The organism is Trueperaceae bacterium, assembly GCA_031581195.1.
GTDB lineage: Bacteria > Deinococcota > Deinococci > Deinococcales > Trueperaceae > SLSQ01.
In genome coordinates this window covers 1-10774 of record JAVLCF010000082.1, presented here as the reverse complement: position 1 = coordinate 10774, position 10774 = coordinate 1, and the positions used below count along the sequence as shown (strand labels likewise).

Here is a 10774-nt window from a genome sequence, read left to right as displayed (position 1 = left end):
CGTGCTCGTCCTCGTGCGCATGCTCGTCGCCGTGGTCGTGGTCGTGCCCGACCGCCTCGATCCCGAGGGCGTCGAGGACGTGGACGACCTCGGTGTCGCCACGATCGGCCTCGACGAGCTCGAGCGTGAAGTCGTCCAGGACGCCGTTGACGACCACCATGTCGGCGTCGGCCAAGCGGGCGGCGTCGCGGGGGCTGGGGTCGTAGGCGTGGGGGCTGGCGCCCGGGGGAAGGAGGACCTCGACCTCGGCGGCGTCACCGATCAACCGCTCGGTGACCTCGCGGTACGGCTCGATCGAGACGACGATGCGACCGGTCGTTTGGGCGGAGGCGAGCGCGAAGGTCGCCGACGCCACCAGAAGGGCGCCCCAACGGAGGGCCCGGCGGAAGTGATGTTGAGAATTCGTTCTCATGTCGGGGAGCGTACCCCCCTCCCCCCTCGACGTCAACACCCTCCGTCGCCCCGCCGCGATCCACGCCTCACGCCCCACGACGTCGGCCCCGCCGAAGCGGGGCCGAAGATCCGTCTCGTGCGCGCTTGGCGCGCGTCCGGTTACTTGTGGGGATTGACGAAGACCGACGGGTCCATCGTCCGCAACGCCTTCGCCGACAACCACACGCGCTGGGGTTTGCCGTCCACCCAGATCGTGCGCTTTTGAAGGTTCGGCTTCACCTGGCGCTTGTGCACGCCGACCTGCTTCAGGCCGACGCCACCGCGCTTCTTCGGCGACCCCTTCCGCTTCGAGGTCGTGGTGCTACGGGTCTTCTTTCCGGTCACGGCGCACACCCTGGGCATCGTCGTCTCCTTCGCGTGTCACGGCGCCCTCGCGCCGGCATCGTGCGTGGTCTCCCGCGCCGCTCGCCCGTTCGGGCGGGGCCGGTCGCGGCGCGGACGCCCGACGGCCCGTGCGAAGCACGGCAAGTGAAGAGTGTAGCACGAAGACTGGGCGCGAAGCCAGCGACCGGCCGCCGGGTAGGATGCCGCCATGGACCGCACCGCACTCGCCCGCGCCCTCTACGACGCCTCGCACCTCACCGGCACCTTCACCCTGCGCAGCGGCGCGGTCAGCCACGAATACTTCGACAAGTACCTCTTCGAAGCCGACCCCACGCTCCTCGCCGCGATCGGGGACGCCCTCGCCCCGCTCGTGCCCGACGGGACCGACGCGCTCGCCGGCCTCGAGACCGGGGGCATTCCCCTCGCCGTCATCCTCGCGCAACGCACCGGCCTCCCGACGCTCTTCGTCCGCAAGGAGGCCAAGACCTACGGCACCGCCAAGCTCGCCGAGGGCGGACCCGTCGACGGCCGGCGACTGTGCATCGTCGAGGACGTCGTCACCTCCGGCGGGCAGGTGGCGGCGTCGACGCGCGACCTGCGCGAACGCGGCGCGATCGTCGAGCACGCCCTGTGCGTCATCGATCGCGAAGCGGGCGGACGCGACGCCCTGGCGGAGGCCGGCGTCGCGCTCACCCCGCTGTACACGATGCGCGACCTCACCCCCGACGGCCCGTAGACTGTCCCCATGAGCGAAGACGGCATCTTTGCCCGCATCATTCGAGGCGAGATCGACGCCGACGTCCTCCACCAGGACGAGTACGTCACCGCCTTCCGGGACGTCGCCCCGCAGGCGCCGGTCCACGTGTTGATCGTTCCCAACGAGGCGATCCCCGGCGTCGCGGACGTCGAAGGGCGCCACGAAGCGATGCTCGGGCGCCTCCTCACCGTCGCCCGCCGCATCGCGGAGGCCGAAGGGATCGCGGGCGACGGCTACCGCCTCATCGTCAACACCGGCCGCGACGCCGGCCAGGAGGTCGACCACCTGCACGTCCACCTGCTCGGCGGTCGGGCGTTGGGCCCGATGCTGGCCCGGCCGGACGGGGGAACGGACCCCGCGTGACCCGCGCGACCGTCCAACGCCGCGCCATCCTCGACGCGCTCCAGGAGGCGGCCGGCCCCCTCACGCCCCGCGAGGTGCACGACGCCGCGAAACGCGCGCGCCCCAACCTCGGCATGGCGACGGTGTACCGCAACCTCGCGCGCCTCGAGCGGGAGGGGGACGTCATCGCCGTCCACCTCCCCGACGACGCCACCCGCTACGAACCCGCCGGGCGCGGCCACCACCATCACTTCCGCTGCCGCCTGTGCGCCGGCGTCTTCGAGCTGGCCGCCGACTGTCCGGTGCAGGTCCTCGAGGGCGTCACGCTGCCGGGGGGCTACACCGTCGAGGACCACGCCCTGACCCTGTACGGCGTGTGCCCCACCTGCCGCGACGGCGACCCGGCGTGAGCCCGCGCCCCCTCCCCCGCCGCGCGATCCTGGCGGCGTGGGCCCTGTGGCTGTTCGTCGCCTTCGCGCCCCCCGCAGCGGCCCAGGGCGACCCCGGCGCCCCGCTCGCGGACGGCGCGCAGGCCGAGCGCGCGGAGATCGGCTACGTCGAGGGCACGATCCGCCGCATCGTCGCCGGTGAGCGCGCCGACCGAGCGGTCGTCGAACTCCCCGACGGCCGCGTGATCGAAGCGAACCTGCCCGGTCCGGAACCGTTCGGCGGGGGGGACGACCTGCCCCCCTTCGAGGTCGGCGACCGGGTGGAGGTGTACTACGCCCCCTCGCCCGACGCGGAACGAAGCTACGTCGTCTCCGACTGGGTTCGACGGCCCGCCCTCGCCGGCCTCGTCGCGGCGTTCCTGCTCGCCTCGATCGCCGTGGCCGGCTTCAAGGGGCTCCGCGCCTTCGTCGCGACCGGCGCGAGCCTGGCGTTGATCATCGGTTTCGTCGTGCCCGCCATCACCGGCGGCGCGAACGCCGTCCTCGTCTCCCTGGCGGGGGTGGGCGGCATCCTGGTGCTCGCCATCTACTTCGTGCACGGCGTCTCCTGGTCCACCACCGCCGCCCTGATCGGGACGTTCCTCGCCGCCGCCGCGACGCTCGGGCTCGGCGTGGCCGCCGCGGACCTCGCGCACCTCACCGGCTACGGCTCGGAGGACGCCGCGATGATCGCCGCGAGCCTGCCCGACGTGAACCTGCGCGGTTTGATGCTGGCCGGCCTGCTGATCGGGGCGCTCGGCGCACTCACCGACATCACGATCGTGCAGGCGTCCGTCGTACGCGAACTCGCGCACGCCGACCCCGACATGCGTTCCCTCGGTCTGTACCGGCGCGGCATGAACGTCGGCCGCGACCACATCGGCTCCCTCGTCAACACCCTCGTGCTGGCCTACACCGGGGCGGCGCTCCCCCTCCTCGTCCTCCTCGGGCAGGGCGAACTACCGCTCGCGCGGGCGGTGAACCTCGAACTGATCGCCGCGGAGGTCGTCCACACGCTGGTCGGCTCGATCGGCCTCATCCTCGCCGTCCCGCTCACGACCTTCATCGCCGCCGCGATGTTCCGCGGTGGACGCCTCCCGCTGAAGCCGGGCGAGCTCGAGCACGGGCATACGCACGGCCACGGCCACGATCACGGCTCGCCCTCCCCGACCCCGTCGTTCGCCGCACCCGACCCCCCATCGGATCCCCCCCATGGACGCCGCGACGCGTGAGGTGGCCGCCGCGGAGTTGATCCTGGGCGCGTTGCGCCTCGACCCCGCCGTCTACCCCCTCGCCCTCGAGGCACCCGGCGGGCTCGCGCTCGCGGCGTGGATCTTCCTGCTCGCGGGCCTCTCCGCCGCCCTGGCGCAGAGCGTCGCGCTGTTCGCGAACCGCGTCCGCCCCTGGCGCTTCGCGGCCAGCCTCACGGTCGGCGCGGTGCTCTACACCCTCTCGATCCTCGTGTGGATCGGCGCCCTCGCCCTCGTCGCGACGACGCTCCTCGATCGCGACGTGCCCGCCGCCGCCCTCGTCCGCCTCGTCGGGCTGGCGCACGCCCCGCAGCTGTTCGCCGTCCTCGGCTTCATCCCCTACTTCGGGGCGGGCATCGGGGCGCTCCTGACGATCTGGACGTACCTCGGGGTGGCCGTCGCCGCCCGCGCCACCTTCGCGTTGGGGCTGCAGGAGACGCTGCTCGCGCTCGCCGGTGCGTGGCTGGTGACGCTCCTCCTGCACCGCACCGTCGGGCGCCCCGTCGCGCGCCTCACGCGCTGGCTGCGGCGGACGGTGGCGGGCACCCCGGCCTCCGCCCGCGCCCGCGACGAGGTGGGGGGGTCGTGACGTTCCTCCCCGACCCCTGGACGCTGCTGCTGGCGGCGTTGGCGACGTGGATCGTCAGCGGCCTCCTGGCGCCCCTCGAGACGCTCGGCTGGTGGGCCGGCTGGTTCGGACGCAACGGCGACGACCCCGGCGCCCCCGGACCGCTCCTCGACGAGGAACCCCCACCCGACGCGGCGTCCGACCCCGCCGACGCACCGCCCCCCCACCCCGTCCCCCACGACGCGTGGGTGGTCTTCCTCTCCGGCATCCACGTCGTCGAGGACCAGACCTTCGCCCCCCTCGAGCGGGCGTTCCTGCAGCGCCTCCGCCGCGACCTCCCGGGCACGGCGGTGCTGGAGGTCTTCCCCTACTCCGTCACGAACCGGGCGCTCACCGGCCAACGCGCCTTCGCGTGGTTCTGGCGGCGGGCGCTGCGCTGGAAGCGGGACGGCCGCCGGCTCGCGGGCCTCGTGGCGTTCGCGATCAACGTCCGCAACGGCTGGCAGGTCGCCGTCTCCACCGACCGTCGCTACGGCCCCATGTACGACCAGGGGTCCGCCCGCCTCATCGAGCGAGCCCTCCGCCGCGCCGGCTTCGACCCCGCCGACGGCGCACCGGTCGTGCTGGTGGGCTACAGCGGTGGGGGGCAGGTGGCGCTCGGTGCGGCGCCGGTCCTGGCGTCGCGCTTCTCGATCCCCCTCCAGGTCGTCTCGCTCGGGGGGGTGTTGGCCAGCCCGCGGACGCTGGAGGGCGTCGAGCGCGTCCTGCACCTCCGCGGACGCAACGACGCCGTCGCGCGCCTGTCGACCTGGTTCTTCCCCGGCCGCTGGTGGTTCGCGAGCTGGTCGACGTGGAACCGCGGCAAGGCGGAGGGCATCGTCCAGGTCGAGGACCTCGGCGCGATGGACCACACCGGCGGGGAGGGCTACCTCGACCCCGACACCTCCCTCCCCGACGGCCGCAGCCACCAGACCGCGACCGCGCAGGCGATCGCCCGCGCGGTACGGCACGCGCGGCACGGGCGCGACGCCGCGCCGCACGACGCCGACGGCGTCGCCCGACCCGGACCGACGCCGAACCGGTAGGCTGCGCGCGGAGGTACGGACATGATCTACCGCAACGTCGGACGCAGCGGCCTCAAGGTCTCGCAGATCAGCCTCGGCGCCTGGACCACGTACGGGGAGAGCGTGCAGGACCGGGCCCGCATTCGCGCCATCGTCGAACGCGCCCTCGAGGGGGGCATCAACTTCTTCGACAACGCCGACATCTACGCCCGCGGCGAGGGGGAACGCACCATGACGGGCGTGCTGCACGAGATCGGCGTCGAGCGCCACACGCTGGTGTTGTCCAGCAAGGTGTTCTGGCCGATGTCGGACGACGTCAACGACCGCGGCCTGTCGCGCAAGCACGTGCTCGAGTCGATCGACCGGACGCTCGAGCGCATGGAGCTCGACTACCTCGACCTGTACTTCGCGCACCGCGACGACCCCGAAACGCCGATCGAGGAGATCGTCGAGGCGTTCAGCGACGTCGTCCGCAGCGGGCGGGCGCACTACTGGGGCACCAGCGAGTGGACGCCCGCGCGCATCGCGGAAGCCCACGCCTACGCCCGCGCCGCGGGGCTGGTGCCGCCGGTCGTCGAGCAACCGCAGTACTCGATGCTGCACCGCGAACGGGTCGAAACGCAGCTGCTGCCGACCACCGACGCGCTCGGGGTGGGGCTCGTCGCCTGGAGCCCGTTGGCGATGGGGATGCTGACCGGGAAGTACGACGGGGGCCTCCCCGAAGACGCCCGCCTCGCGCAGCACGACCGGTTCGCGGAGCGTTACCTGACCGACGCGAACCGCGAGCGCGTCCTGGCGCTCGCGGACGTCGCGCGCGACCTCGGCATCTCGCGCGCGCAGTTGGCGTTGGCGTGGGTGCTGCGCAAGGGGGGCGTGGCGTCGGTCATCACCGGCGCGACCCGCGTCGAACAGCTCGAGGAGAACCTCGGGGCCGCCGACCTGGCGCTGCCCGACGACGCCGCGACGCGCATCGACGCGATCCTGGAGGGCGACCCGGGCGACGCCTGAGGCGCTCCCCCTCCGAACGAACGACGATCGGCGGCGCCTGACGGCGCCGCCGATCGCGTCAGGAGGCGGCCTGCGGGTCGTCGACGAAGCGGGGACGCACGCGCCGAATCGCCTCGAGGCGGGCGGCGTCGACCCCCACCTCGCGCAACAGCTGCGCGAGCGCGAGGCCGCGATGGTGGGCGGCGGGATGGCGGTCCGCCAACCGCTCCGGCACGACCGGGACGCGCCGGTAGGCGCGCAGGGCGCGCGCGGTGGCGATCGGTGCGCCGTAGCGCGCCGCGTCGCGCGCGTAGCGGGTCCGGACCTCGTCGGAGGCGCGCACGGCGGACGCGTCCGCCGGCGCACGGTGGGCGTGCGACGTCACGAGGAGCGGGGTCATGCGGGCTCCTTCCCCAGGGCGCGAGAGACGCCCCCGAGACTCGAGGATGGCGGCCGGCGCCCCGCCCGTCCAGGGACGAACGTCCGCGGGTGGGCCCCGGGCCGGCGGTAGCATCGCCCCATGCGCCTCGTGCCCGCCGCCGCCGTCCGCGCCGCCGACGCCGCCGCCCCCCGCCTGGGCGTGGACGCCGCGACGCTGATGGCGAACGCCGGCCGCGCCGTCGCGGACGCCGTCCTCGCCACCGACCCGCGGCGCGTCGTCGTCGCCTGCGGCCCCGGCAACAACGGTGGGGACGGCTACGTCGCCGCCCGCCACCTCGCCGACGCCGGACTCGACGTCCGCGTCCTGGCCCTCGACCCGGACCGCTCGCGCGGCGACGCGGCGGAGGCCGCGCGGGCGGCGTGGGCCGCCCGCGGCCCCCTCGCCCCCCTCGACCCCGACCGCCTCGCGGCCGACCTGACCGACGCCGACCAGGTCGTCGACGCGCTCCTCGGAAGCGGGCTCGACCGACCGCTCCGCGGGCCCCTCGCCGACGTCGTCGCCCACCTGAACGCCGCGGACGTCCCGGTCCTCGCCGTCGACGTCCCCACCGGCATCGACGCCGACGTCGCCACCCCACCCGGGCCGCACGTCCGCGCCACCCGCACCGTCCAGCTGGCCTGGGCCTGCCCCGCCTCCGCCCTGGCGCCCGCCCGCTTCGCGTTCGGGCCCGCCCCCGTCGCCGCGATCGGCATGCCGGCCGGCGCCCTCCCCGACGACGCCGACCCCGCGGCGTACCCCGAACGGACCGGCGACGCCGACGCCGCGCGCGCGTGGCCGCCGGCGGCGCGCGACGCGCACAAGTACGCGGCGGGCACCGTCCTGATCCTCGCGGGGTCGCCCGCCTGGGCCGGTGCCGGCGAGCTCGCCGCCCGCGGCGCGCACCGCGCCGGCGCGGGCCTCGTGACGCTCCTGAGCGACGCCCCCCACCCGGCCCGCTGGCCGGAGACGATCACGCCGGTCGTCGACGCCGCCCCCGGGGGTCTGGCGCGCGCCTGGAGCGACGTCGCAGCTCGCCACCGCGCGGCGCAGGTGATCGGGCCGGGCCTGGCCGCCGAACGCCTCCCCGAGCTCGCCGCCGTCCTCGAGCGCGACGCGACCCCCACGGTCCTCGACGCGACCGCCCTCGACCCGTCGCTGCACGCCGCGGTCGCCAGCGGGCCCGGGCGTTGGTTGACGCCGCACCACGGCGAAGCGGCGCGGCTGCTGGAGGCGTCGGCGGACGCCGTGCGGCGCGACCCCATCGACGCCGCGCGACGCCTGGCCGCCACCTGGAACGCCGGCGTCGTCCTGAAGGGCGCCGGCGCGGTCCTCGCGAGCCCCGACGGGCGGGTCCGGGTGGTGGCCGGCGGCCACCCCGGCATGGCGGCCGGGGGGACCGGCGACGTGCTGGCCGGCGCGATCGGGGCGGCGCTCGCCGCGCCCCACGACGACGCCCTCGCGCGCGTCGCGGCGGCGGTGCTGGTGCACGCCCGCGCCGGCGAGCGGGCCGCCGCCCGCCACGGCTCCGGCCTCCGCGCGGGGGACGTCGCCGACGCGCTCGGGACGACCCGCGAAGCGCTCGCGGAGGCGTGCTAGCCTTCGCGGGTGCCCCTCGAGGCGGTCGTCCCCGCGAGCAGCGCGAACCTCGGTCCCGGCTTCGATTGCCTCGGCCTGGCGGTCGGGGTCCACCTTCGCGTCGTCGCGACGCCCGCGGACCGCGACGCCTTCGTCGACGAGGACGGCCGGTTGGACCCGGGGCCCGACGACCTGATCCACCGGGGCTTCCGGCGCGCCTTCGAGCGGGCCGGCGCGACGGCGCCGCCCGTCCACCTCTCGATCCGCAACGCCATCCCCCTCGCCCGCGGCCTGGGGTCGTCGTCGGCGGCGTTGGTCGCCGGCGCCCTCCTCGGGGACGAGGCGAACGGCGGGGCGCTCGGCCGGGACGGCGTGTTCGCGTTGGCGGCGGACCTGGAGGGCCACCCGGACAACGTCGCGCCGGCGGTGTACGGCGGCCTGGTCCTCGCCGCCGAGGACGCCGGCGGCTGGACGCGACGGACCCTCCCCTGGCCGGCGGCGTGGCGGATCGCGTTCGGCGTGCCCGCCTTCGAGGTCCCCACCGACGCCGCCCGCGACGTGCTGTCCCCCGTCGTCACGCGCGCCGAGGCGGTCGGGACCGCCGCCCGCTTGGCGTTCTGGCCGGTCGCGGTCTGGACCGAGGATCCCGAGCTGTTGCGCGTCGCGAGCCGCGACGCGATCCACGAACCGCAACGCCGGGCGTTGGTGCCCGGCCTCGACGCCGCCCGCGACGCGGCGCTCGACGCCGGCGCGTACGCGGCGTTCCTCTCCGGGGCGGGCCCGACGCTCGCCGCCGTGACGAGCGACGCGGCCGCCCCCGCCGTGCACGCCGTCCTCGCCGACTACGCGGGGCCCGAGGGAACGGTGTTGACGCCCGACGTGGGGACCGCCGCCCGCGTCACGGGGCGCTTCGACGGCGCGCCACCAGCACCTTGAACGCGTCGGCCGGATGCACCTCGAGGTCGACGTCGACCGCAGCGACCTCCGCCTCATAGGGCAACGCGGCGTTCGCGACGACCCAGGCCGTGCCGCCCGGCGCGAGCCGGGCGCCGGCGGTCCGCACGAACGCCCGCCCGACCGCCGTGCGCACCCCCGCACCGACGTGGAACGGCGGGTTGACGAGCACGGCGTCGAAGCGCGCGTCCACCGCGAGGTCGGCCGCGAGGTCGGCGTGCCGCACGTCGACGGTCGGCGCGTTGCGGCGGGCGCTGCGGACGGCGGCGAGGTCGTCGTCGGTCGCGACGACCTCCGCGCCGCCCGACGCCGCCTCGCGCGCCAACGGCCCCCACCCGCACCCGAGGTCGAGGACGCGGAGGCCGCGCCACGGCGCCGCCTCCGCGCGTAGGACCGCCAGCAGGTGCGCCGTGCCGGGGTCGAGCGCCGCGGCGCCGTACGTCCCCGGCAGGGCGACGGCCCCCGGCGCGCCGTCGATCGCGGCCCACGGGCCGTCGTGCGGGCGGGGCCCCTCCACCGACGCCGCGAGCGCCTCGGCGGCCGCCTCCGGATGCGGCGCCGCCAACCGCACGAGCTCCGCCCGGCCCCGCTTCGCGTCGCGCGCGACCGCCCCGAACCAGCGGCCGGCGTCGCGCGCGTAGCGTTTCGCGCCGCGATCGCGGTCGAGGACCGCCCACGCCACGCCGGCCGGCGCGAGGGCGCGTGCGGCGGCCGCCAGGTCGGCGTGCACCGCCCGCGTCCCGAGGTCGGCACGCGGCGCGACCCACACCTCGTCGGCCGCCCCGGGCGGCGCGTCCCACGCCAAGCCCGCCCGGGCGGCGTCCGCCACGGCGCGCGCCCCCGGGCGGTCGGCGTCCGCGTCGCGCCGGAGGGCGTCGAGCGCCGCCGCCGAGCGCTCCAGCACCTGCCCCCCGCCGGCGGCCCGGGCCGGCACGCCGAACCAACCGGTGGCGTCGAGACGCCGCGCCGGCGGCGGCGCGTCGCGGCGCTCCGCGAGCCGCGTCGCGAGGAGGTCCAGCCCGTCGGGCACGTCGGGGTGCCCCCGCATCCCGACCCGCCAGGAGGCCCGCACGCCGGCGACGTCGAGGACGTCCCAGGGGCGTTCGGACCACGGCCCCTCGGGCCCGCCGGCCTCGGCGCGGGGCGGGGCGGGCGGCGTCCGGCGGGGTCCTCGGCGTCCGGCGCGCGGAGGGCGGCGGCGTTTCGTCACGCGGCACGATACCCGCGCGCAGCGGCGCGCCGGCGGCGTGGTAGCGTCCCGCTCGTGCGCGTGGTGCTGGGCATCGACACCTCCTGCGACGACACCGGGGTCGGGGTCGTGGACGCCGCGACGGGCGCGGTGATCGCGAACGTCGTCGCCTCGCAGGACGCCGTGCACGCCCCCTTCGGGGGGGTGGTGCCCGAGCGCGCCTCCCGCGAACACCTCCGCGTCGTCGACGACGTCGCGCGCCGCGCCCTGCGCGAGGCCGGCGCGACCCTGGACGACGTCGACGCGGTCGCCGCAACGTACGGGCCCGGCCTCGTCGGCGCGCTCCTCGTGGGGCTCTCCTGGGGCAAGGCGCTCGCCTGGTCGCGCGGCGCACGCTTCCACGCCGTCCACCACCTCGCGGGGCACCTGGCGTCCGCCGGGCGCCCCGCCCCCGGCCCGGAC

General features: G+C 76.4%; 14 protein-coding genes. 10 read left to right on the top strand and 4 right to left on the bottom strand.

The genetic code is table 11. The features are described 5' to 3' along the window. Positions 1-412, bottom strand: a 412-nt coding sequence (locus RI554_08405) for a metal ABC transporter substrate-binding protein (protein MDR9392032.1), incomplete at its 3' end; no start/stop codon positions are given. Positions 413-552: 140 nt separating this feature from the next. Next, positions 553-777 carry a bL28 family ribosomal protein gene (locus tag RI554_08400; GenBank protein MDR9392031.1) on the bottom strand — a complete coding sequence of 75 codons (225 nt, stop codon included), beginning with the start codon at positions 775-777 and terminating at the stop codon, positions 553-555. Between the two features lie 208 nt (positions 778-985). Here RI554_08400 and pyrE point away from each other — a divergent pair, with 208 nt between their 5' ends. Genes pyrE through RI554_08365 form a run of 7 tightly spaced genes read left to right on the top strand, consistent with a single transcriptional unit; the run spans position 986 to position 6194 of the window. Further along, entirely contained in the window at positions 986-1513 is a 528-nt protein-coding gene (gene pyrE / locus RI554_08395; GenBank protein ID MDR9392030.1) for an orotate phosphoribosyltransferase, read from the top strand. 9 nt (positions 1514-1522) lie between these two features. Continuing rightward, complete coding sequence (locus RI554_08390) at positions 1523-1897, top strand: HIT domain-containing protein (protein MDR9392029.1); 375 nt, start codon at positions 1523-1525, stop codon at positions 1895-1897. Beyond that, positions 1894-2286, top strand: coding sequence for a transcriptional repressor (locus tag RI554_08385; GenBank protein ID MDR9392028.1), 393 nt, complete (start codon positions 1894-1896; stop codon positions 2284-2286). Before RI554_08390 ends, RI554_08385 begins: the two co-directional genes overlap by 4 nt. Then, positions 2283-3536 (top strand): YibE/F family protein, encoded by a 1254-nt coding sequence (locus tag RI554_08380; protein ID MDR9392027.1) that lies wholly within the window; start codon positions 2283-2285, stop codon positions 3534-3536. Before RI554_08385 ends, RI554_08380 begins: the two co-directional genes overlap by 4 nt. Beyond that, on the top strand, positions 3517-4143 hold the full coding sequence (locus tag RI554_08375; GenBank protein MDR9392026.1) for a hypothetical protein: 627 nt from the start codon (positions 3517-3519) through the stop codon (positions 4141-4143). The genes RI554_08380 and RI554_08375 overlap by 20 nt, the downstream gene beginning before the upstream one ends. Then, positions 4140-5207: a hypothetical protein gene (locus tag RI554_08370; protein MDR9392025.1), complete on the top strand. Its 1068-nt coding sequence runs from the start codon at positions 4140-4142 to the stop codon at positions 5205-5207. Before RI554_08375 ends, RI554_08370 begins: the two co-directional genes overlap by 4 nt. A gap of 21 nt (positions 5208-5228) precedes the next feature. Further along, entirely contained in the window at positions 5229-6194 is a 966-nt protein-coding gene (locus tag RI554_08365) for an aldo/keto reductase (protein MDR9392024.1), read from the top strand. A 58-nt stretch (positions 6195-6252) separates the two neighbouring features. On the opposite strand, the gene RI554_08360 is transcribed toward RI554_08365, so the two are convergent. Continuing rightward, positions 6253-6573: a hypothetical protein gene (locus RI554_08360; protein ID MDR9392023.1), complete on the bottom strand. Its 321-nt coding sequence runs from the start codon at positions 6571-6573 to the stop codon at positions 6253-6255. A gap of 120 nt (positions 6574-6693) precedes the next feature. Here RI554_08360 and RI554_08355 point away from each other — a divergent pair, with 120 nt between their 5' ends. Beyond that, on the top strand, positions 6694-8190 hold the full coding sequence (locus RI554_08355) for an NAD(P)H-hydrate dehydratase (protein ID MDR9392022.1): 1497 nt from the start codon (positions 6694-6696) through the stop codon (positions 8188-8190). Positions 8191-8199: 9 nt separating this feature from the next. Then, the gene (gene thrB, locus RI554_08350; GenBank protein MDR9392021.1) at positions 8200-9105 is read left to right on the top strand and encodes a homoserine kinase; all 906 of its coding nucleotides are present in this window, start codon (positions 8200-8202) and stop codon (positions 9103-9105) included. Here the strand turns inward: thrB and RI554_08345 are convergent. Next, positions 9068-10333, bottom strand: a complete 1266-nt coding sequence (locus RI554_08345) for a methyltransferase (protein ID MDR9392020.1) — start codon at positions 10331-10333, stop codon at positions 9068-9070. The two genes, thrB and RI554_08345, sit on opposite strands and share 38 nt — an antisense overlap. Positions 10334-10387: 54 nt before the next feature. On the opposite strand from RI554_08345, the gene RI554_08340 reads away from it, so the two are divergent. Beyond that, positions 10388-10774 (top strand): tRNA (adenosine(37)-N6)-threonylcarbamoyltransferase complex transferase subunit TsaD (locus RI554_08340; GenBank protein ID MDR9392019.1); only part of this gene is annotated, 387 nt, incomplete at its 3' end.

What these genes read in the sequence shown, in the direction of transcription:
- RI554_08390 (MDR9392029.1), top strand. Translation starts at nt 1,523, where the DNA reads ATGAGCGAAGACGGCATCTTTGCCCGCATCATTCGAGGCGAGATCGAC.
- RI554_08360 (MDR9392023.1), bottom strand. Translation starts at nt 6,573, where the DNA reads ATGACCCCGCTCCTCGTGACGTCGCACGCCCACCGTGCGCCGGCGGAC.
- RI554_08355 (MDR9392022.1), top strand. Translation starts at nt 6,694, where the DNA reads ATGCGCCTCGTGCCCGCCGCCGCCGTCCGCGCCGCCGACGCCGCCGCC.
- pyrE (MDR9392030.1), top strand. Translation starts at nt 986, where the DNA reads ATGGACCGCACCGCACTCGCCCGCGCCCTCTACGACGCCTCGCACCTC.
- RI554_08375 (MDR9392026.1), top strand. Translation starts at nt 3,517, where the DNA reads ATGGACGCCGCGACGCGTGAGGTGGCCGCCGCGGAGTTGATCCTGGGC.
- RI554_08365 (MDR9392024.1), top strand. Translation starts at nt 5,229, where the DNA reads ATGATCTACCGCAACGTCGGACGCAGCGGCCTCAAGGTCTCGCAGATC.